This window comes from Oscillibacter sp. (assembly GCF_032060045.1).
GTDB lineage: Bacteria > Bacillota > Clostridia > Oscillospirales > Oscillospiraceae > Oscillibacter.
In genome coordinates this window covers 161,264-187,577 of the sequence record NZ_DAMBZJ010000001.1, presented here as the reverse complement: position 1 = coordinate 187,577, position 26,314 = coordinate 161,264, and the positions used below count along the sequence as shown (strand labels likewise).

The 26,314-nt window shown below is 56.7% G+C and carries 22 protein-coding genes; 3 read left to right on the top strand and 19 right to left on the bottom strand.

Features of this window, described 5'->3' with window-relative positions; all coding sequences use genetic code 11:
* Nucleotides 1-34: 34 nt before the first annotated feature.
* Nucleotides 35-2,245, top strand: coding sequence for an ATP-dependent RecD-like DNA helicase (locus tag RT018_RS00840; RefSeq protein ID WP_312938632.1), 2,211 nt, complete (start codon nucleotides 35-37; stop codon nucleotides 2,243-2,245).
* A gap of 188 nt (nucleotides 2,246-2,433) precedes the next feature.
* Here the strand turns inward: RT018_RS00840 and RT018_RS00835 are convergent, their stop codons facing one another.
* The 7 genes from RT018_RS00835 to RT018_RS00805 all read right to left on the bottom strand — a co-directional run bounded on the left by RT018_RS00835 (nucleotide 2,434) and on the right by RT018_RS00805 (nucleotide 10,070).
* Nucleotides 2,434-3,375, bottom strand: a complete 942-nt coding sequence (locus tag RT018_RS00835; RefSeq protein ID WP_312938631.1) for an ABC transporter permease — start codon at nucleotides 3,373-3,375, stop codon at nucleotides 2,434-2,436.
* The gene (locus RT018_RS00830) at nucleotides 3,375-4,526 is read right to left on the bottom strand and encodes an ABC transporter permease (RefSeq protein WP_312938630.1); all 1,152 of its coding nucleotides are present in this window, start codon (nucleotides 4,524-4,526) and stop codon (nucleotides 3,375-3,377) included. Before RT018_RS00830 ends, RT018_RS00835 begins: the two co-directional genes overlap by 1 nt.
* A 1-nt stretch (nucleotide 4,527) precedes the next feature.
* Entirely contained in the window at nucleotides 4,528-6,036 is a 1,509-nt protein-coding gene (locus RT018_RS00825) for an ABC transporter ATP-binding protein (RefSeq protein WP_312938667.1), read from the bottom strand.
* 224 nt (nucleotides 6,037-6,260) lie between these two features.
* A complete protein-coding gene (locus RT018_RS00820) occupies nucleotides 6,261-7,466 on the bottom strand; it encodes a BMP family ABC transporter substrate-binding protein (protein WP_312938629.1) in 1,206 nt (401 codons plus the stop codon).
* Between the two features lie 147 nt (nucleotides 7,467-7,613).
* Nucleotides 7,614-8,330 carry a purine-nucleoside phosphorylase gene (deoD, locus tag RT018_RS00815; RefSeq protein ID WP_312938628.1) on the bottom strand — a complete coding sequence of 239 codons (717 nt, stop codon included), beginning with the start codon at nucleotides 8,328-8,330 and terminating at the stop codon, nucleotides 7,614-7,616.
* A 73-nt stretch (nucleotides 8,331-8,403) separates the two neighbouring features.
* Entirely contained in the window at nucleotides 8,404-9,060 is a 657-nt protein-coding gene (gene deoC, locus RT018_RS00810; protein WP_312938627.1) for a deoxyribose-phosphate aldolase, read from the bottom strand.
* Nucleotides 9,061-9,086: 26 nt separating this feature from the next.
* Complete coding sequence (locus RT018_RS00805) at nucleotides 9,087-10,070, bottom strand: MBL fold metallo-hydrolase (RefSeq protein ID WP_312938626.1); 984 nt, start codon at nucleotides 10,068-10,070, stop codon at nucleotides 9,087-9,089.
* A gap of 262 nt (nucleotides 10,071-10,332) precedes the next feature.
* Between RT018_RS00805 and RT018_RS00800 the strand changes: the two genes are divergently transcribed.
* Entirely contained in the window at nucleotides 10,333-11,613 is a 1,281-nt protein-coding gene (locus RT018_RS00800; protein WP_312938625.1) for a S1C family serine protease, read from the top strand.
* Nucleotides 11,614-11,722: 109 nt separating this feature from the next.
* Here the strand turns inward: RT018_RS00800 and RT018_RS00795 are convergent, their stop codons facing one another.
* The 5 genes from RT018_RS00795 to RT018_RS00775 form a co-directional block, all read right to left on the bottom strand.
* Nucleotides 11,723-12,886, bottom strand: coding sequence for a DEAD/DEAH box helicase (locus RT018_RS00795; protein ID WP_312938624.1), 1,164 nt, complete (start codon nucleotides 12,884-12,886; stop codon nucleotides 11,723-11,725).
* 471 nt (nucleotides 12,887-13,357) lie between these two features.
* Nucleotides 13,358-13,777, bottom strand: a complete 420-nt coding sequence (locus tag RT018_RS00790; protein WP_312938623.1) for a pyridoxamine 5'-phosphate oxidase family protein — start codon at nucleotides 13,775-13,777, stop codon at nucleotides 13,358-13,360.
* A gap of 69 nt (nucleotides 13,778-13,846) precedes the next feature.
* Nucleotides 13,847-14,287 (bottom strand): GyrI-like domain-containing protein, encoded by a 441-nt coding sequence (locus RT018_RS00785; protein WP_312938622.1) that lies wholly within the window; start codon nucleotides 14,285-14,287, stop codon nucleotides 13,847-13,849.
* Between the two features lie 66 nt (nucleotides 14,288-14,353).
* Nucleotides 14,354-15,247 carry a YafY family protein gene (locus tag RT018_RS00780; protein ID WP_312938620.1) on the bottom strand — a complete coding sequence of 298 codons (894 nt, stop codon included), beginning with the start codon at nucleotides 15,245-15,247 and terminating at the stop codon, nucleotides 14,354-14,356.
* 859 nt (nucleotides 15,248-16,106) lie between these two features.
* Nucleotides 16,107-18,614, bottom strand: a complete 2,508-nt coding sequence (locus RT018_RS00775; protein WP_312938619.1) for an FAD-dependent oxidoreductase — start codon at nucleotides 18,612-18,614, stop codon at nucleotides 16,107-16,109.
* 334 nt (nucleotides 18,615-18,948) lie between these two features.
* Between RT018_RS00775 and RT018_RS00770 the strand changes: the two genes are divergently transcribed.
* Complete coding sequence (locus RT018_RS00770; RefSeq protein WP_312938618.1) at nucleotides 18,949-19,605, top strand: Crp/Fnr family transcriptional regulator; 657 nt, start codon at nucleotides 18,949-18,951, stop codon at nucleotides 19,603-19,605.
* Between the two features lie 156 nt (nucleotides 19,606-19,761).
* Here the strand turns inward: RT018_RS00770 and RT018_RS00765 are convergent, their stop codons facing one another.
* The 7 genes from RT018_RS00765 to RT018_RS00735 all read right to left on the bottom strand — a co-directional run bounded on the left by RT018_RS00765 (nucleotide 19,762) and on the right by RT018_RS00735 (nucleotide 26,259).
* Nucleotides 19,762-20,049 carry a TipAS antibiotic-recognition domain-containing protein gene (locus RT018_RS00765; RefSeq protein ID WP_312938617.1) on the bottom strand — a complete coding sequence of 96 codons (288 nt, stop codon included), beginning with the start codon at nucleotides 20,047-20,049 and terminating at the stop codon, nucleotides 19,762-19,764.
* 12 nt (nucleotides 20,050-20,061) lie between these two features.
* On the bottom strand, nucleotides 20,062-20,835 hold the full coding sequence (locus tag RT018_RS00760) for an ATP-binding cassette domain-containing protein (RefSeq protein WP_312938616.1): 774 nt from the start codon (nucleotides 20,833-20,835) through the stop codon (nucleotides 20,062-20,064).
* On the bottom strand, nucleotides 20,828-21,712 hold the full coding sequence (locus tag RT018_RS00755; RefSeq protein WP_312938615.1) for an ABC transporter permease subunit: 885 nt from the start codon (nucleotides 21,710-21,712) through the stop codon (nucleotides 20,828-20,830). Before RT018_RS00755 ends, RT018_RS00760 begins: the two co-directional genes overlap by 8 nt.
* 107 nt (nucleotides 21,713-21,819) lie before the next feature.
* A complete protein-coding gene (locus RT018_RS00750) occupies nucleotides 21,820-22,809 on the bottom strand; it encodes an ABC transporter substrate-binding protein (RefSeq protein ID WP_312938613.1) in 990 nt (329 codons plus the stop codon).
* Nucleotides 22,810-23,354: 545 nt separating this feature from the next.
* Nucleotides 23,355-24,149: an ABC transporter ATP-binding protein gene (locus RT018_RS00745; RefSeq protein WP_312938612.1), complete on the bottom strand. Its 795-nt coding sequence runs from the start codon at nucleotides 24,147-24,149 to the stop codon at nucleotides 23,355-23,357.
* The gene (locus RT018_RS00740) at nucleotides 24,142-25,116 is read right to left on the bottom strand and encodes an ABC transporter permease subunit (protein ID WP_312938611.1); all 975 of its coding nucleotides are present in this window, start codon (nucleotides 25,114-25,116) and stop codon (nucleotides 24,142-24,144) included. The genes RT018_RS00745 and RT018_RS00740 overlap by 8 nt, the downstream gene beginning before the upstream one ends.
* 138 nt (nucleotides 25,117-25,254) lie before the next feature.
* On the bottom strand, nucleotides 25,255-26,259 hold the full coding sequence (locus tag RT018_RS00735) for an ABC transporter substrate-binding protein (protein ID WP_312938609.1): 1,005 nt from the start codon (nucleotides 26,257-26,259) through the stop codon (nucleotides 25,255-25,257).
* Nucleotides 26,260-26,314 lie beyond the last annotated feature (55 nt).

The window sequence follows — 26,314 nt, the reverse complement described above, 5'->3', positions numbered from 1 at the left end:
ACAATTACACTGGAGAAAAGGAAGACGAAACAGCATGGACGAACTCTGCTGCCTGGACGGAACGGTACATAGCCTCATATTTCAAAACGCCGACAACGGCTATACCGTCCTGCGGCTGGTGACGGAGGAGGGCGAGCTTTACACGGTGGTGGGTTGCATCCCCTGCGTGGCCCCCGGCGAACATCTGACGGTGAACGGCGTGTGGGAAACCCATTCCCAGCACGGGGAGCAGCTCAAGGCCCTGGAGCTGGAGCGCCGCCTTCCCGAGGAGGTTGACGACATTCTCAACTACCTCTCCTCCGGGGTCTGTAAGGGTGTTGGCCCTGCCACCGCCCGCGCTATTGTGGATCGGTTTGGGGAAGAAACGCTGGATATATTGGAACGGGAGCCAGGTAGGCTTACCTGCCTGCGGGGCATCACGGAAAAGAAAGCCCGGGAAATCGGCGAGAGCTTCCGTTTTCAAATGGGCCTGCGGCGGCTGATGGCGTTTTTGGCGCAATACGGCTTGTCCCCCGCCCTTGCCATTTTGCTGCGCAAGCTCCACGGAGACGGGGCATTGGAGGCCGTACGCTCCAATCCCTACATTCTCTCTGCCGATGAGTGCGGCGTGCCTTTCTCCGCCACAGACGAGATCGCCATGAGTCTCGGCATTGCCGCCGACAGTGATGAGCGGCTTCAGGCCGCGGTGATTTTTGAGCTGAACCACAACGAGGGCAACGGCCACGTCTTTCTCCCCCGCAGCAAGCTGACCGCTGCCACGTCTCAGCTTTTAAACTGCGAAACGGACCTTGCGGAGAAGGCTGTGGATGATCTCCGCGCCCGGGGCGCGGTGGTGCAGGAGCAGGTGGCAAACGTCTCCGCCTGCTACCTCCGCCGCCTGTGGGAGGCGGAGGTGGGCTCCTGCGCGCGCCTTCTTTCGCTTTTGTCCGCCGACGCGGACCGGGGACGGAACCCGGACAAAGTAATTGCCGAAATCGAACAGGCCCAGGGGATCACCTATGCCCAACAGCAGCGTCAGGCCGTGGCTTTGGCGGCACAGACGGGCGTTCTGATCCTCACCGGCGGGCCGGGCACAGGAAAAACCACCGCTGTGCGGGGTATCGTCGCCCTGCTTCAACGAATGGGTCTGGACGTGGTGTTGGCGGCGCCCACCGGCCGCGCTGCCCAGCGGATGGGCGAGCTGTCCGGCGGGCTGGAGGCCCAGACCATCCACCGTCTACTGGGCGTGACATGGAACGAAACAACCCGGGAGGCGGCGTTTGCCAAGTGCGAAAAAGAGCCGCTGGAAGCGGACGCGGTGATTGTGGACGAGATGAGTATGGTGGATGTTTCTCTCTTCGCGGCACTGCTGCGTGCGCTGCGCCCCGGCACCCGGCTGGTGTTGGTGGGAGACGCGGACCAGCTTCCCTCCGTAGGGGCGGGGAACGTGTTCTCCGACCTCATCCGCAGCAAGCGGGTGGAGACGGTGTTTTTGCGGGAGGTATTCCGTCAGGCCGAGCAGTCCGCCATCATCCGCAACGCCCACGCGGTGAATTTGGGCCAGCCGCCCCGGTTTGTCAACGACCAAAACGACTTTTTCTTCATGGTGCGCCGCAGCCCGAACCGGGCGGTGAGCACCGTGGTGGAACTGTGCAAATCCCGCCTGCCAGAGAAGATGGGAGTCCCGGCCGATCAGATTCAGGTTCTCTCGCCCACCCGTAAGGGTGAGTGCGGCACAGAAAACCTGAACCGCCTGCTTCAGGCGGCGCTGAATCCTCCCACGCCGGACAAGCGCCAGCGCCAGTGGGGAGAGCGGATTTTCCGGGAGGGGGACCGCATCATGCAGACCCGGAATGACTACGACGTGATCTGGCAAAAATCCGACGGCAGCATGGGCACCGGCATTTTCAACGGCGACGTGGGCCGGGTGGCTCAGATCGATCCGGGCGGCGAGTGGCTGCGGGTGGTGTTTGACGACAGGGTGTGCACCTATGCCGCCGACCAGCTATCAGAGCTGGATTTGGCCTATGCCCAGACGGTCCATAAGGCCCAAGGCAGCGAATACCGGGCGGTGATTCTGGCGGCGATGCCCGCCGCCCCGGCGCTGATGGTCCGGGGCGTGCTGTACACGGCACTTACCCGGGCACGGGAGCTTTTGATTGTGGTGGGAGACGATTCCGCAGTGGCCGCCATGGCGGAAAACGACCGCCGTCAGCGGCGCTACTCCGGCTTGAAGTGGCGGCTGTGCGACGGCGACTGCCCGTGACGTGACCTTTTGTGCAGAGGCCGCTTCCTTTTCAAAGGGGCGCGCCCGCGGAGCTGCTTTATATTTTCATTCCCCTAAGACTGTGTGACTCTACGCCTTTACATCTTTTTACTCCGGTGTGTCTCCGCGTCCCCATAACGTCTCGCGCGGGGCCTTTCCCTATGGGAAAGGCCCCGCGTTTCTTGTTTTTATCGTTGTCCCTTGTCGTATGGGATTCCCTCCGCCTTGGGAGCACGGGACTTCCCGGAGGTAAACGCCAGCACCACCAGAGAGATGATGTAGGGCAGCATGTTGTACACGCTGCTAGGCAGGTTCAAGGCCATCAGGAAGTCAAAGCCGGTATAGACGTTGCTTAGCGCCCGGAACAAGCCGAACAGCAGCGCCGCCAAGGCGATACGGGATGGCCTCCACTGTCCGAAAATCATCACAGCCAGAGACAAAAAGCCAAAGCCCGCCACGCCGTTTTCAAATTTCCATTCGCTGACGCCGGCGGTGATGTACACGATGCCGCCAAGGCCACCCAAAATGCCGGAGATCAGCACGCCCGCATAGCGCATCTTATAAACATTGATGCCCACACTGTCCGCCGCCTGCGGATGCTCGCCGCAGGCCATCAGCCGCAGGCCAAAGCGGGTTTTATACAACAGCACATAGGAACACCCCAGCGCAATGGCGGCCAGCAACATAAACCAGTTGAACTCAAAGCCACCAAGCTTCACCAAAAACGCCTTTTTCGCGGCGATATACTGGATGGTGGAAGACACGTTGTTAGGATTGATGGAAGTATTCATAGCCTTCACAAATACGGTTGCCGCTGCCGTTCCCAGCAGGTTCATGGCAGTGCCCACAATGGTCTGGTCCGCCCCGAAGCTGACGGCGGCCACCGCCAGCAGCAGCGAGTATACCGCCCCCAATGCCACCGCCGCCAAAACGGTCAGCAGCACCATCATAAAGGCGGACGTCTCGGGCGGCAGGAAATTCAACATCAGCGCGCCGCCCAGTGCACCCATGACCATGATGCCCTCCAGCCCGATGTTGATGACGCCGGAATGCTCGGAAAAGCAGCCGCCCAAAGCAACCAAGACCAGAACGGAGGCGAAAATCAGCGTATATTGTAACAGCAGTGCCATTACTGCTCGCCCCCTTCCTGATTGGTCCCGGCCTGAGCAGCTCTTGCTTCCCGCTCTGCCCGGCGATCCAACCGGTTGTTCAGCGCGTACTTAAAGAACAGCACAAAGCCGCACAGATAGATAATCAGCGCGGAGATGAAATCAGAGATTTGGGACGAGTACATGGTCTTGTCCACATACGCGCCGCCGGAGGTGATGTGCTGGATGAAATAAGAGGAGAAAATGGTTCCGATGGGATTCAATCCCCCAAGAAACGCTGCGGCAATTCCGTTGAAGCCCATGGTTGGAACTGCCGACTGGGTGCAGGACCACTGCTCAAATCCGGTGAGAAAAAGCAGCGCCGCCGCCATGCCTGCAAGGCCACCCGCGATGGCCATGGTAAGAATGATATTCTGCTTTTCCTTCATGCCGCAGTATTGCGCGGCGTACTTATTGAAGCCGGTAGCCTTCAGCTCAAAGCCCAGCTTCGTCTTCTCCAATAGCACCCAGATTACCACCGTGACCAAAACCGCCAGAGGGATGGCGATGGTGACATACTGGTTGTTGTTGAACAAGCTTCCAAGCCCCATCGTCGGAATCAGCGCCCCGGGATTCGTGCTGGCCAGCGTCAGCGTATAAGGGCTGGAATATTCCTTCACATTGGTCAGCAGGGTGTTCACAATGTACAGGCTGATCCAGTTGAGCATGATGCAGGAGATGACCTCGTTCACATTGCAGTATGCCTTCAGCACGCCGGACAGCGCACCCAGCAACGCGCCCGCCGCCACCGCGGCCAGCAAGCACAGATACCACGGCATATCCAGCGCCAGTGCGCAGTACAGCGACGCACCTGCGCCCACCACATACTGCCCCGCTGCGCCAATGTTGAACAGGCCCACCTTATAGGCAAACAGCACCGATAGACTGCATAACAGCAGCGGAGAGGTCTTCACAAGTGTGCTCCCCAGATATTTAAGTTGGGCGGCTCGGCTGGGATAATAGAGAAAGTTTTTGACAATGGTGGCAATAGCCTTTCCCGCCCCGGCGGGATTGATTACCAGCAGCACCAGATAGCCCACCAGCAGTCCGATCAGAATGCACAAAAGCGATGCAAGCAAAGACTGAACCCCGGCATTGCGCAGCAATGAACCTCGCGTTTTCGTTTTCTCCATGTCACACCGCCTCCTTCCGCTTTGCACCGGCCATGTAAAGCCCCAGTTCTTCCACCGTGGCGGTCTTGGGGTCCAACTCACCCACAAGTTCCCCCTCGTACATGACAAGAATGCGGTCGGACAGGCTCATCACCTCGTCCAGCTCCAAACTCACCAGCAGCACGGCCTTTCCCTGATCCCTCTGGGCCACGATCTGGCGGTGTATGTACTCGATGGCGCCCACGTCCAGACCTCGGGTGGGCTGGACCGCCACCAGAAGCTCCGGGTCCTTGTCGATTTCTCGGGCCACGATGGCCTTTTGCTGGTTGCCACCGGACATGGACCGCGCCTTTGTCACGGGGCCCTGACCGGACCGGATGTCATATTGCTCAATCAGCCGCTCCGCATACTCCCGCACCGCCTTAAAGCGGATGAAGCCCCGGTTCTGAAACTCCTGCTTCCAGTAGTTTTCCAGCACCAAATTCTGCTCCAGCGTATAGTCCAGTACCAGCCCGTGCTTGTGCCGATCCTCGGGGATATGGCTCAGGCCCAGCTTGGAGCGCTCCCGGATGGAGTCCCGCGTCATATCCACGCCACGCAGGGAAAAGCTTCCCGAAGCGGGCTTTACAAGCCCCGTCAATGCATGGACAAATTCAGTCTGCCCATTGCCATCAATTCCGGCAAGGCAGACAATTTCTCCCTCTCGGACCTGAAAACTCACGTTTTTCACAGCATTGTTCTTGTGCATTTTGGAAGCCACGGTCACGCCCTTCACCTCCAGCACCACCTGCCCCGGCGCGCGGGCCTTCTTGCGGACCGCAAAGTCCACGTCCCGGCCCACCATCATGCGGCTAAGCTCTTCTTTGCTGGAATCCGCCACGGCCACGGTCCCCATGTAGGCCCCCTTGCGCAGAACGGTGCACCTGTCCGCCACGGCCACAATTTCGTTAAGTTTGTGGGTGATAAAGAGGATGCTTTTGCCTTCAGCCTTCAGCCCCCGCATAATGTCCATCAGCTCCTCAATTTCCTGAGGAGTGAGGACGGCAGTGGGCTCGTCAAAAATCAGGATTTCATTCTCCCGGTACAGCATTTTCAAAATCTCCGTGCGCTGCTGCATGCCCACGGAGATGTCCTCCACCTTTGCATCGGGGTCCACCCGCAAACCGTATTTGTCGGATAGGGCCATCACCTTTTCGCGGGCCTCCGCCTTCTGTAAAAATCCGTATTTGCTGGGCTCCACGCCCATGATGATGTTTTCAAGCACGGTGAAGCACTCCACCAGCTTGAAATGCTGGTGAACCATGCCGATGCCCAGTGCGTTTGCGTCGTTGGGGTCCTTGATGGAGACTTCGTGTCCACCCATGCGGATGGAGCCCTCCTCCGGCTGGTATAAGCCGAACAGCACGCTCATCAGCGTGGACTTTCCTGCGCCATTTTCTCCCAGCAGCGCGTGAATCTCTCCCTTTTTCAGCCGAAGGGTGATGTTGTCGTTGGCAATGATGCCCGGGAACCGCTTGGTGATGTCGAGCATTTCCACAGCGTATGTCTCTTCCAAGCTCCGCAACCTCCTTTTTCCCTTTCATCGTCTCCCTTACCCCCTGTTTCAGAGGTCATAAGGAAACCGATTTTCTTTCCGCTTATTATACTATGTCCCACTCTATATATCAAAGTAAATTTACAATTTCTTCACGTTTTATAAAAAAAGCGGAGGAGGGCGGGCTTTTGCCCTTCCTCCTCCGCGGTCACACGGTGAAATTACTTAATGTTGCCGTAATAGTTAACGGTGATGTTGGTGACAGCAGGCTCGGCACCGATGTCGCTGGACACCTTGACCTCGCCGCTGTACATCTTGGAAACCAGCGCCTTATAGTCGTCCTGGCTGAAGCCGTCGCTCCACTGAGTGCTCTCCATGGGGATCTGGACGTAGTTGGCCGCGGGATCATCGCCGGAAACCAGACCCAAGGTCTGAATCTTGCCAGCGTACTCGTTCCAGTTGTCATTGAGAACGATCTCGCCCAACAGAGTATCCACAGTGGGGGCCAGGCCCTTCATAGCGGAGGTAACGGTCATGCCCTGACCGTAAGCGTCAATAATGGCAGCCTGATCGGTATCCACGCCGATGACCTTGGCACCGTCCACCTTGGCGGCAGCCTCGGCAGCGGAGGTGTAAATACCGCCACCGCAAGCGAACACGGCCTGCACGCCCATGGTCGTATACCAAGTGTCCATGTAAGCGGTGATGTCGCCATCGCCGAAGAACTGGTTGCCGTAGACATACTCCATGGTCACCTTTGCCCCGGTTTCACCGGCAGCAACATCTGCGCCCTGCACGTAGCCATAGCCATAACGGACCACGGCGGGAACCGCCATGCCGCCCAGGAAGCCCAGATGGTCATAGCCCAGCTTCACGGCGGCATAGCCCGCCATGTAGCCGCACAGCTCCTCCTGATACACCGCGCAGTACACATTGCTCAGGTCCACATAGTCGGACAGCGTCCAATTGTCGGGGGTCCAGTCGTATGTTTCGCCCTTGGCGGTGACAGCGGGGTCAAGCAAATCGCCCTCGCCCACGTCCAGCGCCACAAACTTCACGTCGGGGTTCTGGGGTGCGGCTTCCACGATGGTGCCGCCAAAAGCATAGCCGGGCATCACGATGACGTTGTACCCGTCGGCCACAGCCGCATCCACCATGGCCACGCGCTCAGCGGTGGTGTCGCCATTGGGCTTGTAGTAGTTGAACTGGATGTTGTTGGCTTCGCAGAACGCCTTACAGGCCTCGTAAGTCGTCTGGTTGAAGGACTGGTCAGTGATATCGCCATAGTCGGTGATCATCGCCACCTTATAGGATGAGGTGGCAGCAGAGCCGCTGCCGCTGCCGGCGGGAGGCGTGGATCCTCCACCACAGGCGGCCAGAGACGCGGTCATGACCAATGCCAGAGCCAGTGCAAGAAACTTCTTCATTGGGATCAAACCTTCTTTCAATATTTTGATGCAGAGACGGGCGGAGGCCGTCCATCCCCGCGTCATGGAAAATTATATCAATTTTTCCGAAAAATTTCAACAGGTATTCCTGTCATTTTTGTTTTTTATTTGCCGAATAAGCACGACTCACTTCTTTGCCATCTCCACGGCGGTGTCCAAAGCAATCTCCATCATCTGCGCAAAGCCTGTTTGCCGCTCCTCCGCGGGCAGGCCCTCGCCAGTGACCACGCTGTCGGACACCGTGCAAATAGTCAGCGCCCGCTTGCCCGCCTCCATGGCGTTCCAGTACAGCGCTGCGGACTCCATCTCCACCGCCAGCACGCCGTACTCCGCCCATTTCAGGGAGTCGTCCGCCTTGTTGTAGAAAATATCGCTGGAGAGGAAGCTGCCCACCGTCCAGCTTGCGCCGGACTTGCGCGCAACGTTCACCGCTGTTTCCAGCAGCTCATAGTCCGCCACGGGGGACAGCACGCCGCTCAGGCCAAACTGATGCGAGAAGTTGGAATTCGTGCAGGCGGCCTGGCCCAAAACCACGTCCTTCAAATTCAGCTTCGTGGTCAAAGCCCCGGCGCTGCCCACGCGGATGATGTTATCCACGTCGTAAAAATGGAACAGCTCGTGGGAATAGATGCCAATGCTGGGCATACCCATACCGGAGGCCATGACGGACACGGGCACATCCTTGTAAAGACCTGTATAGCCCTGCACGCCCCGGACATTGTTCACAAGCCTTGCATCCTTCAGGAAATTCTCTGCGATATACGCGGCTCGCAAAGGGTCACCCGGCATCAAAACCGTTTTGGCAAAATCGCCCTTTACCGCGCTGTTATGGGGAGTGGACATTGTAAATTCCTCCTTATAATGTTTTATTTTACTCCGGGGCAAGCCCCCGGAAAAAGCTCCGTCTTTCGGGCGCCTACCGTTCCAGGGCCTTTGCCGCCTTCACCACCCGGGAGGTTCCCAGCCGGTCCGCGCCAAGGTTTATAAAGTCCTCAGCGTCCTTGAGATCGGCGATACCGCCCGCTGCCTTGATTTTCACGTCGGGGCCCACATGGGCCTTGAACAGGGCCACGTCCTCCCGGGTCGCCCCGCCGCCGCCAAATCCGGTGGAGGTTTTGATATATTCCGCGCCAGTGGCGGTGACAAGCTCGCACAGCTTAATTTTTTCTCCCTCGGTGAGGAAGCAGGTTTCAATAATGACCTTCAGCAGTTTTCCGCCGCAGGCGGCCTTTACTGCCCGCATTTCCTCCAGCACTTCGTTCCATTTCCGGTCCTTCACCCAGCCAAGGTGAATTACCATGTCAATTTCGTCTGCACCGTTTTCCACCGCGTCGGCCGCTTCAAAGCATTTCGCCTTTGTGGTGGAATATCCGTTGGGAAAGCCGATGACGGTGCAAATAGGCAGCTTCCCACCGACATACTCCGCCGCCTGCGCCACATAGGACGCAGGAATGCAGACGCTGGCGCAGCCGTATTTTATCCCGTCGTCGCAAAGGGTCCTGATTTCCTCCCAGGTGGCTGTTTGGGAAAGCAGCGTATGGTCGCATTTGGATAAAATGTCTTTCAGGTCCATTTCAGTCCGCTCCTTTATCATTTTGATTACTTAGGATAATACCGAATTTTTCCGTCTTCTGCCCGGTGTTCGATGCCGCCCCGCACCTCCAGCCAGTCCAGATGGGCCAGTGCCTCTCCCACTGCGAAAAACTTCTGGGTCAGAGGAAAGTCAGCCCAGCTTCGGGCGCGGATGCTCCACCGCATCTCCCCCGCAATTTCATAGGCGGTCAGCCCCGGCTTTCTTTCCACAATTTTCCGGGCACTCTCAATTCTCTGCGCATGGTGGGCCTTCAGCTCCTCCACCCGAAGGCGCAGGTCCCCCGTCTCCTCCCGATGAGCGGGAAGCAGAGTCTTCACGGGTAGATCCTTCACTGCGTCAAGGCTATCAAGATAGTCCCCCAGAGAGTCGGGAACCCTCTCCCAGCGGCAGATGTTGGGCGTGATGTGAAAGAGGATATGGTCTCCGGAAAAAAGCGTCTCATGTTCGGCGTCGTACAGGCACAGATGCCCTGGCGTATGTCCCGGGGTGAGGATGCAGCGCAGCTTCCGCCCGCCGTATTCCAGCACCTGCCCGTCTCTCAGTCGGTCATAGGGCCTGCCCAAAGGCTCGGGAACGTCCGTCTGGGCAGGGTTACCGCCGCCCAGCCAGTCCACCTCCTCCCGCGTAAACCCGTTTTCCACATAGCCCGCGTAGGTCCGCCGCCAAAGCGCGTCATCCCGGCTGTACTCCTCCCGCCGGTTCGCGTCCCAATCGCTGAGAAACACGGCCCCACCCGGCCGGTGCAGATAGGTAGAAAGGCCTGAATGGTCGCTGTGCAGGTGCGTCAGAAAGATGTCCGTCCGAGTCAGGTCCACGCCGATTTCCCCAAGCTGTCGGTCCATTGCCTCCCGGCAGGCGGGCTGGTTGAACCCGGTGTCAATCAAAAGGTTTCGCTCTCCAACAATCAGATAGCTGTTGAGATTTTTCAATGGATTCCCCACCAGAGGAATATCAAGGCGCCAAAGTCCCGGCGCAAGCTCCTTTGCCATGTGTCGCTCCTGTTTGTCCTTATAAATTTGCCGGCATGTCACTTGGGGCGGAATACGCCGCCTCGAAAGCCACCTACAGGCCCGCATAAACTTTTACAGGGCTATTATACCAGTTTTTTTACCGCATGTCCACGCCTGCTGTTCCATCCCGCAAAAAAGCCCTTCTTTCCCACGTCCTTCCAAGGTATTTTTTCGCCCGCCTTGAAAACCACGAACGCACGTGTTAAAATTGAAAAATCTTATTTGGAGGTTGTTGCTCACCATGAAAAAACAGTTTTTTGCATTGGCCCTTGCGGCTGTGCTGCTGATTTGCGCCGTTCCCGCCGGGGCGCTTACCGGCGAGGGAACCCGTGCCGCCCAAACCCTCTCCGCCCTGCATGTGGTCCGGGGCGCGTACAACGTGGACGACCCTGCCACCCGGGCGCAGGCCGCCGTGATTCTGGTGCGCCTTGCCGGAGCGGAGAAGGCCGCTGCCGCGGATAAGACCTCCATCCCCTTTAAGGACGTGCCCGCCTACGCGGTGCAGTCCGTGCGGTATGCCTACGGACAGGGTTGGCTTCGCGGTGTCACCGGGGATACCTTCGGCGCATCCGAAGCCATCACCTCCGCGGCCTACTGCACCGCACTGGGGCGGCTGTTGGGCTATTCGGGCGAGGACTTTTCCTACGAAAACGCGCTTGTCTTCGCCCGGCACATGGCGATCACCTCCCGGGATTACGGAAAAACACTAACCCGGGGTGACCTATTCGAACTGACCGCCGGTGCGCTGTACGCCTCCAATAAAGACGGCGGCACGCTTCTTGCACATCTGATTGCCGCCAGCCCCGCCGCAGCCACTGCTGCGGACAGACTAAATCTTAAAAGTCCCGAGCTGACCGCCCGGCAGGCCGCCGATCGGTATACCGCCGCCGTGTTTCAGCTAAGCATGTATGAAGATGGCAAAAACCTTGATTTAAAAGAGCCTGACGGCAGTGCCAGCGGCTTTTTCATCAGCGGGGACGGTTTGGCCGTCACCAATTACCACGCCATTGCAGACTGCGCTGCCGGTGTTGCCACCCTCGTCAGCGGTGAGCAGTATCCGGTGGAAGGAGTGGTCTACTACGACGAGGGCAACGACATCGCCGTATTGCGCATTGGGCGCACTTCCCTTTCAGGCGCGAAAACGCCGGGCTTTGTATCTCTTGAAACCGCGTCCCGGGGCACACTTCGGGCGGGTGATGAAATCTATACCATCGGAAGCCCCCTCGGACTGGGGTTGGCCGTCTCCGCCGGAATCGTTAGCGACGCCAGCCGGGCGACGGATGGCTATGATGCGCCCTGCATCATGTCCACCGCCGACATCTCCCAAGGCTCCAGCGGCGGCGCACTGCTGAACATATTCGGGCAGGTGGTGGGCGTCACCTCCGGCGCATTCCTGTTTGGAAACAACATGTATTTGGCCGTTGCCATTGATCCGGCACTCTCCGCCGACCTCACCGGCAAGGGCCAAACTTTGGAGCAGGTGAAGCAGTTCGAGTCTGCCCGGACGGAAACGGCCGCCTGAGCGCGTTCCTCTTTTCTGCCAGCGCATTGCTCCGACAGATCCGCAAATGCAAACTCGCCCGGCGTTCCAATTGGAACGCCGGGCGTATCTTCTTAATTTAACCGCTTTTTTACTTTCCCGGGGCGGACTCCGCAGAAAGTTTTCCGTCCGCATCCATTCGGGCCGGAACAATCGCATTGTCGGTGCACTTGGCAATGTTGTCAATCCTCATTTTCGACGGGTAGTCGGCAATCAGGCTCACCGCCATGCCGTGCCGTCTGGCCCGACCGGTGCGGCCGATCCGATGCACATAGTCCTGATTCTCGTCCGGCACGTCGCAGTTGAACACCACATCCACGTCGTCCACATCAATGCCCCGAGCCGCCACATCGGTGGCCACAAACACCCGCAGCTCGCCCTTGCGAAACTTGTCCATCACCTGCTCCCGCTTTTTCTGAGGAATGTCACCGTGGATGCACTCCGCGTCCACGCCCCGCATCTGCAAGAATTTCGCAATGCGCTCCGTAGAGCCTTTGGTATTGCAAAAGACCATGGCCCGGTCAAATTCGCCGCCATCCATGATTTTTGTGATGGCCTCGGCCTTTCCGTCGTGGGTCACCTCCAGACGGTATTGAAGGATATCGGGCTTGTTTTCCTCGTCCGCCCGGACAGTGATCTCTTCCGCGTCCCGTTGGTGGACCCAGGCGATGTCCATGACCTCCCGGGAGATGGTGGCAGAGAACATACCCAGATTTTTTCGCTTGTTCATCCGGTCAAGCAGCCGGGTGACGTCGTGGATGAAGCCCATGTCGAGCATCCGGTCCGCCTCGTCCAGCACGACGGTCTGCGCCGTTTCCACCCGGACGGTGCGCCGCTTCATATGGTCCGCCAATCGCCCGGGGGTAGCCACCACAATCTGAGGTTTCTTCTTGAGAATGTCAATCTGCTTGCCGATGGGCTGTCCGCCGTAAAGGCATACCATCCTGACCCCCGCGCGATAGGTTGCGATATCCCGCAACTCGTCTGTAATCTGGATGGCCAGCTCCCGGGTGGGAGCCAAAATCACCGCCTGCACGCTTTCATCTGCCGGGTCGATGTGCTCCACGATGGGAATCCCGTAGGCAAAGGTCTTGCCGGTGGGCGCCTTGGCAATCACATCCTTCCACGCCAGCATGGGAGGGATGCAGCCCGCCTGCACGGGAGTGGACAGCTCAATATTGCGCTCATGAAGGGCGCGCATAATTTCCGGTGACAGTCCCAGACTGTCAAACCGGACGCCTTGTGTCAGTTCCATAATTGCTTCGTCCTTTTCCAATTTCTTTTTTCAGCGTTTCCGGTCCAAACCGGGCCGCATTTTATCCTTTTTATAATAAATTACTGTTAGTATATCCGTTTTTCCGGTATTTGTAAAGTCCAGTGCAAGCCTGAGACTTTCTCGGCGTGAACGTCCAGCCAGGACCTCCGAAACCACAAGGCGTTACGGGATGCATCGGTCCTACCGAATCGCTAGGCCCGCAGGGTTTCCCCGGGCCGGAGGGACCGCAGGGAGAACGGGGCTATCCCGGATTGGCCGTCCCCGCAGTCACCTTGGCCGGTGCATACTACGTGCAAAAGTATCCCGCAGAACAAACGAAGCGCTTGTATCCTGCGGGTCAAGCCATGAAATTTAATGTCGAAATAACATGCGGCCTTTTGTGGTCATATCTCTTCCGCAGATCTGAAAAAGGCACACCGTGAATTTCTTCACGGTGTGCCTTGAACGCTGTTATATTTTAATGGTTTCCATGTGTTTAAAATCAAGTACCACTTCCGCCTGTTCAAAGGTGACTTCAAACAGGATCAGTGCGGGAAGGACGTCCGGGATACTCATAATATAGTCCGGCAGCTTGGCCAAGAACTTATTCTTGATGGTTTCAATTTCCACAGAACTTATCCGAGCCGTGCCTTCCTTGACCCGCACATGTTCTTCCCCTTTCACTGCAATTGTTGTAAACGCAACACGAGGGTTTTTCTGAAACTCTGTAACCTTAAGGTTGTCGCTGAAGGTGGAGAAATACAGGGTTTTCAGCTCTGCATCATAATAAAAGTTGACAATGCGCACATTAGGCGCTCCGTCCGCTGCTGTTGCAAGTGCGATGGATGTCTGTGTTTGCATCATGCGCTCAAATTCTTGCCTGTAATCCATAGATCAGGTCCTTTCCTTATTCGGCTTATTTTTAACCGTTTGTGATTTGCTCAATGTGGCTTCTCTTTTTTACTTCAAGGCAATGTAGAGGGCAATCTCGCAGTTTTCAGGGTCACTGCTCATATATTCCTCAAAATCGCCTGTAAAGCTGCGGTCTAAATTCATCTGCCAGATTTGGCCCCATGCATTGGCGACAGCCTGTACCATATCCCCATGCACCAAAAATTTTGCGTATTTCCCAGCCGGGATCGTTTTGACGGTCAGCTCAGGATTTTCCGCCTTGGAAACCTCAATGCCTGTCGTTACACAGTATTCACTGTCCGTATAATCGGAGTACAGTCCAATGGCGTATGCGCTTGCCCTGTTTTTTATGCTGGCAATGGCGCCACGCTGATACAGCTTTTCCCACAGCCCGCCAATAATTCTCCCCATTTCGGGATCGCTGTTGCCGGTCACAGCACTTACACCCACAATCGTTTTTTCCTCTAAGTTCACAACTTCATAGTTCATTTCATTGTCCTCCTTGTTTTTGATGTTGTCATCATAGCAAGGATCAATTGACAGCTATATGTCATATTATAAATATCTTGTAAGCGTTTTTTGCAGAATATTCTTTACTTCCATACGAATATCCTCGGGTGCCAAAACTTCACAGTACTCTCCGAAGGTAGCGAGGTACTGATAGACCCAATGGCCCCTGGGCATGGTGAGCTGTGCGATATACTCGCCACTGGGAAGCGTTTTGAACTGCGAAAATTCATCATACACGCGGTACGCCATTTTTTCCGAGAGCTTGAGGGTGATGGTTACGAAATTATCCTGAAAGACCTTGCTATCATTTAATATTTTTGCCGGCGCTGGGCGCTTAAAACGCTCTTCAAGCAGCTTCAATTCTTTTATGCGCCGCAGCTTGAAAAATCGGTAATCCTTCCGCACTTCGCAAAACCCATAAAGATACCAGCCCTGTCCCTTGAAACAGAGCTTCAGTGGCTCCACCGTGCGCTGCATACCCCCTTCACTGCTATGATAGTGAAACGCCACTTTTCTCTTTCCTAGGATGGCGGCCTTGAGCGTACGGAATAGCCCCGCTTCCTCTTCAGCATTGACCCACCCGGAGAAATCAACTTCAACCCAATCGGCATTTGCGCTTCCAAACAGAGAGGACAGCTTTTGCACAGCGGTATTAGTTTGCTCCAAACTGACTGCGTTTACTGCGTGCAGCGCAGAGAGAATATCTGACTTTTCACCCTCGGTCAACACGGCTTTATTAAGAACGAAATCGGAGAGAAGCGAGATCCCCCCGCCTTTCCCCTTGGTCATATAAATCGGAATGCCCGCCGAAGATAAAAGCTCCACATCGCGGTAAATCGTGCGAGGAGAAACCTCAAAGTGTGCCGCAAGCTCTCCCGCAGTCATACTTTCTTTGTTCAGCAGCAGATACACCATTTCAAACAGCCTGTTAATCTGCACTGTATCACCTCCATTGTTTTTATTATAGGATGATAATATGACATCTGCAAGGCATATTAAAGGAAGTTCACTCTAACGCTTTCTCAGGTTCTATAATAAGGAGATGGGCAAGATTTCCCACCGGACAACGGAGATGGGAATTGTCCACGTCAATTTTCTGCCGGTAAAAATCCGTAGTAGCCAAGCAATGCAAGTGTAATGCGGCAATGGCTCAGGGATTGCCGGCGAACTTATTGCAGAGGAACCAAGCTGCAAATCAGTAAAGGCGAACACCGGACACAGGCAAGTGTCCGGTGTTCGCCCTTTATCAGGAAATTCCAGCTTTTTAAAATCGTACTATTCATTACGAACACATTATGGTAAATCCTCCCCGCAATGGGGACAGCAATTCGGAATCATTCCCCCAACGTTTAAAAGAGAATAGTTGCAATGTGGGCAACGGTAAAAAATCTCAGCTTGGATAATTGCAATTAGTATTAAGGAAATTCCTGCCACATACGAAAAGAAGCCCGCAATCGTTCCCATAATAAGTCCGATCCATAGTAACTCAAAACTATGTTTGTATCGCACGTAGCAACACCCCTTTGTCATACTTCATGCTATTTATCTTCCTGATTATCTCCATCGGATCTGCCCATACTTTCTTGCCTCTTAATTTCCACCCGGGGATGGTGCGGATTATACAGCAAAGATTGGATCACCGTTTCCTTCCACTCTGGCGCTACCTTTTGTGTTCTGTCTGCCCCTTCACTTTTTATTATCATACCACACTTTATTCCGCATATAAAGTCTCTTCACTTCCATTATTTCTTTTTTTCCGTCTCAGAAAGCGCCCGATTAACCGTTCTGCGTGGCGCTCTTAAATAAACAGGTTCACATTGGACTCCTCCGCGTCGCCCAGATACGCGCCCACGCCGCCAAGCTCCACGCCCTCGATCAGCTCCTCTTCCTTAATTCCCATGACATCCATGCTCATCGTGCAGGCCACGATTTTCACGCCCTGCCCCATGGCCTTGCGAATCAGCGCTTCCAGAGAGTCCACATGTTTGTCGTTCATGATTTTTTTCATCATGGCGGTGCCCATTCCCGCCATATTCATCCGTGATAACTTCAACTTTTCGCTGCCCCGGGGCAACATCCCGCCAAACATGGATTCCATAAAAGTCTTTTTCACCGGCTGCTTTTTCGCCTTGCGAAGAGCTGTGAGTCCCCAGAAGGTGAAGAACATGGTCACGGGACGACCCATGGCCGCCGCGCCGTTTGCAATGATGAAGCTGGCCAGCACCTTATCCAAATCACCGGAAAAGACGATGATGGTCTTCCCCTGTGGCGTGTCGACGACCTGCGTTCCCGCGTGGGCAGGGAACGCCCCCCCGCTTGCCGGCGCTGTTTTCATCGGCTCTGCCATGCCTTTGCGTACCAGCGCCACATAATCCGTCCCCCGCCGCTCACTGACAATCAGCGTGTTTCCCGTGCGACGGCACCAGGCCCCGATGTCCTTTACAAATCCGGGGTCGGAGGCGGTGACCTCCAGCGTCTCCCCGTCTCGCATTTCCTTCATGGTTTCAAACACCTTCATAATGGGACCGGGACATTGCAAGCCGTTGCAGTCCAGCCGGATTGTCTCTTTGGGAGCACCGGAGTCCAAGCTTCCCGCCGCCTGGTCATTGTCTGAAACCGGCGAATCCAACTGGACCGTCTCCCCAAACTGCCGGTAATGGGTCGATTGGTAAAACCGGGTTCCAGCCGGATAGAGCAGAACGTTTGTAAAGCCCTTTTGCATCAGGACGCGAGACGCGTTATAAGACCGTACGCCGATGGCGCAGAACACCAGAACGGGCTTTGTGCGGTCCACCTCGTCCAGTCGGTCCCGCAGCTCCCCAAGAGGGATATGAAGGGCACTTTCCAGCGGAAACGCCATCCGCTCCGCGTCTTCCCGCACGTCCAGCAAAACCGCATCCGGCAGCTTTTCCACGGCATCCCAATCCGAGAAGTGAATTTTTCCGGAGAGGACGTTTTCCGCTGTAAAGCCCAACATATTCACAGGGTCCTTGGCGGAGGAATAAGGTGGAGCATAGGCCAGCTCCAGCTCCGCAAGTTCACGGACACCACCGCCCAGCCGCAGGGTTGCCGCGATGGTGTCAATCCGTTTGTCTACGCCGTCATAGCCCACAATTTGCGCGCCGAACAGCTTCTTCCCGTCCATGGAGAACAGGAGCTTCAGAAACATGGGCACCGCGCCGGGATAATAGCCGGCGTGAGAGTTTTGGGTAATGACCGCACGTTCATAGTCTCGGCCCGCAAGCATCCCCCGCTGTGTAAGTGTCTTTTCGTTGACACCCGTGGTCCCAGCGGTCAGGTCAAACACCTTAAAAATGGAGGTGCTTTGCGCGCCCCGATATACCGAGTTGCCGCCTGCGATGTTGTCCGCCGCGATGCGGCCCTGCTTATTGGCAGGGCCTGCCAGCGGGGCCATGGACCGTCCGCCGAACACCAGCTCGCCCACCTCCGCGATGTCCCCCACGGCGTAGATGTCCGGGTCCGCCGTGCGCAGAGAATCGTCTACAACCACGCCGCCGCGCTGGTTCAGCTCCAGCCCCGCCGCCTTGGCAAGCTCGTTGTTGGGGCGCACGCCGATGGACAGCACCACAAAATCCACGGTAATTTCCCGCCCGCTTTTCAGCACGATGGTCACCTGCTTGCCGTCGTCCCGGAACGAGTCCACCCCGTCGCCAAGGGACAGGTGCACGCCGTTTGCCTCGATGTTTTCGTGCAGCACCTGCGCCATTTCATAGTCCATGGGAGCCATCACCTGATCCAGCATCTCCACAATCGTGGTGTCCAGCCCCGAATGATGGAGGTTTTCCGCCACCTCCAACCCGATGAAACCGCCGCCGATGACCGCGGCGGAGCGTGCGCCGCTTTCCCGTGCCATGGCCCGCAGCCGATCCGTGTCCGGCACGGTCCAGAGTGTCCGGATACGTGGAGAATCAATGCCGGGAATGGGCGGACGGATGGGAGAGGAGCCGGTGGCCAGCACCAAATAGTCATAAGTCTCCTGATAAACCTCGCCCGTGGCAAGGTTCTTAATTTCAACAGTTTTCTTCTCCCGGTCGATGGAAAGAGCTTCATTCTGGGTGCGCACATCCACCCGGAACCGCTGACGCATCACCTCGGGCTTTTGAACCAGTAGCGCGTCCCGGGAGCGAATCACGTCTCCTACATAATAGGGCAGCCCGCAGTTGGCGTAGGATATATATTCTCCCCGCTCCAGCAGAATAATTTCGGCCTCCTCGTCCAATCGGCGCAGCCGCGCAGCACAGCTGGCCCCTCCGGCGACGCCGCCGACAATCACGACCTTTGACATAACTTCTCCTCCTTGCCGTGCGGCCTCTCCGGCGCACGTCTATTTTTTAACAGTATATGCCCACGGCTTCGGTTCTTCTGTGATGTTGTCACCATTGGCGGCGATTCCCCGCCCAATCTTTTGGCCTACAAGTGCTTTTTTCTTACGGAGCGTTTTTCGTTGATCCCTTCCTCTGAGCAACTTTGCCTATAATTATTTTGCTTTTTTTCTTAATTTTTTGCAGTCAGTTCCTCCGGTTAAAAAATTGACAGGCGAAAAATAACGGGTATAATCATAGTAGTATTAAAACAGACGGTCTTTTTAGAAAGGCCGCCTTGACGGGAGGCGTTGGCGCATGGAGCTGGAGAATTATTTTCCTGTTTGGAAAGAGCTAACCGAAGCAGAGCAGGCGCTGCTGGCGGGGGCGGCGGTGCGGCGCTTTGCGTCCAAGGGGACGCTTTTGCACGCGGGTTCCGCGGACTGCGTGGGCCTGATGATTGTGCGCTCCGGTCAGTTACGGGCATTCATTCTCTCTGACGAGGGGAAGGAAATCACTCTTTACCGCCTGTTCGAGCGGGACATGTGCTTGTTTTCCGCCTCCTGCATCATGAAAAACATTCAGTTTGACATTGCCGTGGAGGCGGAAAAGGACGCGGAGCTGTGGGTAATTCCCTCGGACGTATACAAGCGGCTTTCCGACAGTTCCCTTGCTGTGGCGAATTACACCAATCAGTTGATGGCCGCCCGGTTTTCCGAGGTGATGTGGCTGGTGGAGCAGATTATGTGGAAGAGCTTTGACAAGCGTCTTGCGGAATTTCTTCTGGCGGAGAGTACGCTGGACGGCAGCGATGTACTGCGCATCACACACGACAAGATAGCCGCCCATCTGGGCACAGCCCGGGAGGTGGTCACCCGAATGCTGCGCTATTTCCAGTCGGAGGGCATGGTGTCCCTCTCCCGGGGCGCAGTGGAGCTGACGGACCGGGAGAGACTTCTGACACTGGCAGGCTGAAGCATCTAAAATGTCTGTGGCCTATTTTTTCAAACGGATTTTTTCCTAACACAATTCAAGAGGCTGAGGCGTTTGCTTCCTCAGCCTCTTGCTTTACTCATCCGCAGGCAATATCTCCATGTTTAAAAACCATAGGGCGGGGGGCAACCGCATTTATTAGCCCAGATATTTCATGATTGCCTCGCCCATATAATGGGCGGTACCGGTTCCATAGCTATCCAGCGTCTCAGCAAAACGGTCATCCGCGCCGTACAGCTGCCCCATGTTCCGGAGCTTTTCCCGGTCGCAGCCACCGTGATACGCGGCCATATGGGCCTGCCATTTCTCCACAAGCGCCTGGGCCTCCGGACAACCAGGGTCGTTTGCCGGGGCCAAATTCGCAAACGCCTGGGCCAGTTGATCCGTTCCCGCCTGCTCGCCGCTGGCGCCGATATAGTCTGCCATCGCGTGTCCTCCTCAGCTTCCGCACTGAGCGGAAATTTTGTTGAAAAGTGTCAGCAGCTCCTCCATGGAGGTCTGCTCCTTCTCCGCTCCCGCCCGGTCTAGTACCGCCTGTCCCCGGTCCATCATCAGCAACCGGTCGCCGTATTCCACGGCGTAGCGCAGGTTGTGGGTCACCATCATGGCGGTGAGCCGCTTCTCCCGCACAATTTTGTCCGTGAGAAGCATAATCACCTCGGCGGTTTTGGGGTCCAGCGCCGCCGTGTGCTCATCCAGAATCAAAAAACGCAGGGGCGTCATGGTGGCCATCAGCAGGGCCACCGCCTGCCGCTGTCCGCCGGAGAGGGACCCCATTTTTACGTTCAGCTTATCCTCCAGTCCCAGCCCCAAGCCTTCCAGCTCGGCGCGGTACCAGTCGATACGCTTTTTGTTCACGCTCCGGCCAAAGCCGAAGGACTTCCCCTTGTTGTCCGCAAGCGACAGGTTCTCCAGCATGGTCAGATTGGGGCAGGTCCCCATGGATGGATTCTGATACACCCGACCCATGGTGGCATAGCGCTGAAAGTCCTTTTTCCTAAGAATGCTCTCGCCCGCCACTAGCACGTCTCCGCTCTCCACGGCGATGGATCCGCAGATGATGTTGAGCAAGGACGTTTTGCCGGAGCCATTGCTGCCCACAATGGACACAAACTGCCCATCCTCCACGGAGAGGGAGAATCTGTCGAACAGGCATTGTTCCATCACAGAGCCGGCGTTGTAAATTTTCGTAACTTCCCGCACCTCAAGCATGGATAATCTCCTCCCCCTTCCGGCCCGAAGCCACCAGCACCAGCAAAAACAGCACGGCGGTGATCAGCTTCATCATATTAGGCGGCAGGCCCAGGCTCAGCGCCAGAGCGATGCACAGCTTATAGAGGATACTGCCCACAATGACGGCGGTGGTCCCCTTCACAAAGCTGAGACGACGGAATAGGGCCACACCGATAATCACTGAGGCAAGGCCGAACACCACCTGCCCGGTGCCCATGGTCGCGGAGAAGCTGCGGGTTTCGTGACACACCAGCGCGCCGCCCAGCGCCACCAGCGCATTTGACAGCACCAAGCCCTGAAGTTTTACATTGCCTCGGTCCTTGGCAAGGGAGGTGACAAGCGCTGCGTTGTCTCCCACCGCCCGGAGAAGCAATCCCGCTTTGGTGGTAAAAAACGCATCCATCAGCAGCTTTACGACCAGAACGACCACAAGCGCCACAACCAGCTTGCGATGCGTCAGGCTCAGCCCCCCCAGCAGTGCCATGGTGGGTCCTGCAGTAAAAATGGTATCCACGCTGCGCTCCACCGTCAGGTTGGAACCTGCAATCTGCAAGTTGATGGAAAACAGGGCTGTCATGGTGATGATGCCCGCCAAAAGATCGCGGACATGCAGCTTCACATGGATGAAGCCGGTAAACAGCCCCGCCAGCGCCCCCACGCCAAGCGCCGCAAACAACGTCAGGTACGGGTTAACCCCCCGGGTCAGCAGCACTGCGGTGACTGCCGCCCCCAAAGGAAAGCTGCCGTCCACGCTCAGATCGGGGAAGTCCAGAATGGAATAGGTGATGTACACACCGAAGGAAATCAGCGCATAAATCAACCCTTGTATCAGGGTGCCCACAATCAAGTCGGTCATGCACGACCCCTCCTTTTCAAGTATTTTTACATTGGGAGCAAAACACACCGCCCGATACTCCGCCGCGATCGCGGCAGAGTACCGGAGCGGGCTTTGGGGCTTTAAAATCAGGCAGCCGCGTCAACCTCCACCGCGCTTTGGGCGATGTCGGAAGGCAGGGTGATGCCCATGCCGTCCAGCGCGTCCGAATTGACATAGTTGCTGTACGATGCAATCGTTTCAAAGGGAAGGTCGGCACAGGTTGCCTCACCCCGGATAACCTTGGCAGCCATGGTGCCGGTCTGACGGCCCAACTGGACATAATCAATTCCTGCAGCGGCAACGCAGCCCAGCTTCACCTGCTCGATTTCAGAACCATACACGGGCACGCCCACTTCGTTTGTCTTTTCCAAAATGGCAGGCAGCACGCCCACTACGTTGTTATCTGTGAGGTTTGAGAAGCAATCCACCTTACGGGAAAGCAAGGTATCCGCGGCCTGAGGCACCTCCGCCTGCGCGGTGACGCCCACGGCGTCGATGGTAAAGCCGTAGTCCCCAGCCTTGGCCTTATACTCGGCGACGGCGGACACGGAATTGGGCTCGCTGGTGGTGTACAGAATGCCAATGGTCTTCGCATCGGGCTGCAAGGCTCGGATGAGCTCAAGCTGTTCCTCCACGGGCAGCGCGTCGGAGGTTCCGGTGACGTTGCCGGAGGCAAGGCCCGCGGCGGCAGGATCGGTGACCGCCACGAAAATCACGGGGATATCCTTCTCCTCGGCGGCGGCGTAGCAGGCCATGGCGGAGGGCGTGGCCACGCCCACCATCATATCCACGTTGTCGGCGGAAAACTTTCCGGCGATCTGTGTGTTCACGTTGTCATCAAATCCGCCGTTCTGATAGTCCACGGTGTAGTCCACATCCTCTACAAGACCCGCCTCGGTAAGGCCCGCAAGGAAGCCCTCCCGGCAGTTGTCCAGCGAGCCATGCTGCCCATATTGCAGCAGACCGATTTTAAAAGGTTCCTTGGTGGGCGCGGAAGAGGACGCGCCGCTGTTGCCGCAGGCGGCAAGGCTCAGGGTCATGGCGGCGGCGAGGGCAAATGTCAAAAACTTTTTCATCGTTCATTTCTCCAATCTGATATAAAAAATTCAAGGCTTGTGTACAGGCTTCTTGGGCACGGTTTTCAAACTGCGCCATCGGCGCCATCGTTTCTCACGCATACGGTTCCCTCCTTGAACTATAACAAAAAAAGCCCTGCCCCAATCACTATTGGGACAAGACTTTCATCCTGCGGTACCACCCAAGTTGGCGCAAAGCGCCCGCTCGTTTCACGTACTTGCCATACGCGCCGTGTGGATAACGGGTACGGGTCCCGTCGGTCGCTACTCGCTTCTTGCTTTCGCTCCGCCCTCGGCAGTCCATTCGGCTGGGGTTCCCTGCCGCGATCTCACCGTCCGCGACTCTCTTAAAAGGCTGGCCCTCTGGCTTACTTCTCTGCCTCACAGGTTTTTGATTGATTGTTTTGCATTATATGCGGGTCTTCTTCGTTTGTCAACCGTCAATTTTAAAAAGCCCAAGCCTCCGCGGATCCGCGCCTCATCAAATGAGAGACATCGCTTTTGATGAGGCGCGGCAGTTTTCCCCCACGGGGGGATTCGCCGCGTCAGGAAAGCAGCACTTGGTCCGACTCCTCCTGCACCCCGGCTACCTCCGCAAATTTTTGCAGAAGGTCCGCCTTGGTAAGTTTTTTCTTCTCCTCGCCGGAAATATCCAGAATAATACGGCCCGCATTCATCATGATGAGCCGGTTGCCGTGACGGATGGCATCCTGCATGTTATGGGTAATCATCAGGGCCGTCAGCCCGTTTTCCTGTACGATGCGATCAGACAGTTCCAGCACCTTTGCTGCCGTGGCCGGGTCCAACGCCGCCGTGTGTTCGTCCAGCAGCAACAGCTTCGGCTTTTGCAGCGCGGCCATCAACAATGTTAGCGCCTGACGCTGGCCGCCGGACAGCAGGCTCACCTTCACGGTCATCCGGTCCTCCAGTCCAAGGCCCAGAATTTCCAGCCGCTCCCGGTAAAAGGCCCGTTCCTTCTTCGTCACGCCCCACCTAAGGCCCCGCTTCTGTCCCCGACGATAGGCAAGGGCCAGATTTTCCACAATCTGCATATTGGGTGCAGTTCCCATCATGGGGTCCTGAAACACTCGCCCGATGAAGGGCGCACGGCGAAATTCCGGCAGACCGGTCACGTCAGTTCCGTCGATAAGGATGCGCCCATCATCCACCGGCCACACGCCTGCCACCGCGTTGAGCATGGTGGACTTACCCGCGCCGTTGCCGCCGATGACGGTGACAAAATCCCCCTCGCCAAGGTGTAAATCAAGGCCCTGAAGTGCCTTTTTTTCGTTGATAGTGCCGGGATTAAACGTCTTGGAGATACAATTGATGTCAAGCATGTTCACTTCCCCCCTTCCGGGCGACTCTGCCTCGCCGACCCGCCAGCTTGAAAGAGCTCTTGGCCTGCGCCTGCAAATAGGGCACCGCTAAAAACACCGCCACGATGATGGCCGTGAACAGCTTCAGGTCATTGGAATTCAGCTTCAGCCAGAGAATTAGGGTCATCACCACGTAATATAGAACGCCGCCCGCGATGATAAAGCCCAACCGTATCCCAAAATTTGCTCCCTTACGGAAAATCGCGGCACACACCACTTCGCCGATAATTACGGCGGCAAGGCCGATGACAATGGCGCCCCGGCCCATATTCACATCCGCGAAGCCCTGATACTGGGTCATCAGGCCCCCGGCCAGCGCCACCAGCCCGTTGGACAGGCCAAGGCCCAACACCTTCATGGAGTCGATATTGATTCCAAGAGCACGGCTCATGGCGGAATTGGAGCCAGTAGCGCGGACAGCGCTGCCCTGCTCCGTACCAAAGTACCAGTACAGCGCTGCCACAAGCACCGCCGCGATGACAAGCCCTGTCAAAATCGCTGCGGGGACATGCCGAGAAGTGATAAAAACAGGGAATTTGTCAGGATTTACGGATTTATTGGCCGCCATTCCCATAATGTGCAGATTAATGGAATACAATGCGAACTGGGTCAGGATTCCCGCCAGAATGGCCGGGATGCCAAACCGCGTGTGAAGCAGTCCGGTGCAAAGTCCGGCCAGCATCCCGGCAAGAATCGCGGCCAGCACCGCCGCCCAGGCGGGCCAGCCTCCCAGAATCAGCATGGCGGTCACCGCGCCGCCGGTGGTGAAGGAGCCGTCCACCGTTAGATCGGCGATGTCCAGCAGGCGAAAGGTGATGTACACGCCCAGCGCCATCACACCCCAGACAATCCCCTGCGCCACACCCCCAGGCAGGCTTTTCAGCAAATTGACCGGGTCCAGTGAAGCAAAATATGCCGCGAGTTCCATGGTTTTCTCCTCTTTTCAGTCATTTTCCTCGGCAGCAGGGGAATGGGGCGTCGACACCCCATTCCTCCGCTGTCGATTCCCCGCCCGGAGGCAAAGGCCCTTGCCCCGGGCGAGAAAATCGGCAGATACAGGACTTTTTTAGCCCTCGATGGCGGTATATCCGTCGGGGATGGTGATACCCAGCGCCGCCACACGGTCCGCATCATACTTCTTCACAGGGCTGGGATAGTACTCAATGGGCATGGCGGAAATATCGCTCTGGCCGGTGAGAATTTTCACGGCCATCTCGCCGGTGGTGCGGCCCAGCTCATAGTAGTCGATGGAGAGCGTGGCAATGCCGCAACCCTTGCAGATGCCTTCCTCGCCGGCGATGATGGGCACGCCCGCAGGCTGGGCCACGTTGTTGATGGCCTCGGTGCAGCTTGCGGCGGTGTTGTCGGTGGGGATGTAAAGCACGTCGCTTTCGTTGCAGGCGTTGGTGGTAACAGCGGCCACGTCGTTGGAGTCCGCAAAGGTATAAGTGTTCACGGTGAGGCCTGCCTTCTCAAGCTCCGCTTTTACCACCTCGGCCTGATAGACGGAGTTGGGCTCGCCGGAGCAGTAGAGAATGCCAACGGTCTTAGCGTCGGGCACCAGCTCGGTGACCATGGCGGCCTGCTGATCCAGCGGAGGCAGGTCGGAAGTGCCGGAGATGTTGCCGCCCACAGTGCCGTTAAAATCGTCAATGCTCAAGGCCACGCCGTATTCGGTAACTGAAGTCCCCAGAATGGGAATTTCGCTGGTGGCAGATGCCGCCGCCTGAAGCGCGGCGGTTGCGTTTGCCATAATCAGATCCACATTGGAGGAAACCATCTGGGTGGCCATAGTGGAGCAGGTGGCAGAGTCGTTGGCTGCGTTCTGTACATTAATTGTTACACGATCGCCCAGCTTCTCCTCCAAAACGTCTTGAAAGCCCTGCGTGGCAGCATCCAGCGCCGGGTGTTGCACCAACTGGATGACGCCCACCTGATAGACCTTTTCGCCACTGGAAGCGGCAGCCGAGCCGGATGCGGAGCCCGAAGCGGCGGGCGCGGTCTGTCCGCAGGCGGCCAGACCCAGTGCCATGGCGCATGCCAGAGCGAGAGCGAGCAGCTTTTTTTTCATACGAAATACTTCCTTTCATCTCAAAACAAATCGATTTGAAGTCCAAATCAAACCC

Bases quoted from the DNA above. Each gene is read 5' to 3' on its own strand.
- RT018_RS00840 (WP_312938632.1), top strand. From the start codon at position 35: ATGGACGAACTCTGCTGCCTGGACGGAACGGTACATAGCCTCATATTT.
- RT018_RS00835 (WP_312938631.1), bottom strand. From the start codon at position 3,375: ATGGCACTGCTGTTACAATATACGCTGATTTTCGCCTCCGTTCTGGTC.
- RT018_RS00830 (WP_312938630.1), bottom strand. From the start codon at position 4,526: ATGGAGAAAACGAAAACGCGAGGTTCATTGCTGCGCAATGCCGGGGTT.
- RT018_RS00825 (WP_312938667.1), bottom strand. From the start codon at position 6,036: ATGCTCGACATCACCAAGCGGTTCCCGGGCATCATTGCCAACGACAAC.
- RT018_RS00820 (WP_312938629.1), bottom strand. From the start codon at position 7,466: ATGAAGAAGTTTCTTGCACTGGCTCTGGCATTGGTCATGACCGCGTCT.
- deoD (WP_312938628.1), bottom strand. From the start codon at position 8,330: ATGTCCACTCCCCATAACAGCGCGGTAAAGGGCGATTTTGCCAAAACG.
- deoC (WP_312938627.1), bottom strand. From the start codon at position 9,060: ATGGACCTGAAAGACATTTTATCCAAATGCGACCATACGCTGCTTTCC.
- RT018_RS00805 (WP_312938626.1), bottom strand. From the start codon at position 10,070: ATGGCAAAGGAGCTTGCGCCGGGACTTTGGCGCCTTGATATTCCTCTG.
- RT018_RS00800 (WP_312938625.1), top strand. From the start codon at position 10,333: ATGAAAAAACAGTTTTTTGCATTGGCCCTTGCGGCTGTGCTGCTGATT.
- RT018_RS00795 (WP_312938624.1), bottom strand. From the start codon at position 12,886: ATGGAACTGACACAAGGCGTCCGGTTTGACAGTCTGGGACTGTCACCG.
- RT018_RS00790 (WP_312938623.1), bottom strand. From the start codon at position 13,777: ATGGATTACAGGCAAGAATTTGAGCGCATGATGCAAACACAGACATCC.
- RT018_RS00785 (WP_312938622.1), bottom strand. From the start codon at position 14,287: ATGAACTATGAAGTTGTGAACTTAGAGGAAAAAACGATTGTGGGTGTA.
- RT018_RS00775 (WP_312938619.1), bottom strand. From the start codon at position 18,614: ATGTCAAAGGTCGTGATTGTCGGCGGCGTCGCCGGAGGGGCCAGCTGT.
- RT018_RS00770 (WP_312938618.1), top strand. From the start codon at position 18,949: ATGGAGCTGGAGAATTATTTTCCTGTTTGGAAAGAGCTAACCGAAGCA.
- RT018_RS00765 (WP_312938617.1), bottom strand. From the start codon at position 20,049: ATGGCAGACTATATCGGCGCCAGCGGCGAGCAGGCGGGAACGGATCAA.
- RT018_RS00760 (WP_312938616.1), bottom strand. From the start codon at position 20,835: ATGCTTGAGGTGCGGGAAGTTACGAAAATTTACAACGCCGGCTCTGTG.
- RT018_RS00755 (WP_312938615.1), bottom strand. From the start codon at position 21,712: ATGACCGACTTGATTGTGGGCACCCTGATACAAGGGTTGATTTATGCG.
- RT018_RS00750 (WP_312938613.1), bottom strand. From the start codon at position 22,809: ATGAAAAAGTTTTTGACATTTGCCCTCGCCGCCGCCATGACCCTGAGC.
- RT018_RS00745 (WP_312938612.1), bottom strand. From the start codon at position 24,149: ATGCTTGACATCAATTGTATCTCCAAGACGTTTAATCCCGGCACTATC.
- RT018_RS00740 (WP_312938611.1), bottom strand. From the start codon at position 25,116: ATGGAACTCGCGGCATATTTTGCTTCACTGGACCCGGTCAATTTGCTG.
- RT018_RS00735 (WP_312938609.1), bottom strand. From the start codon at position 26,259: ATGAAAAAAAAGCTGCTCGCTCTCGCTCTGGCATGCGCCATGGCACTG.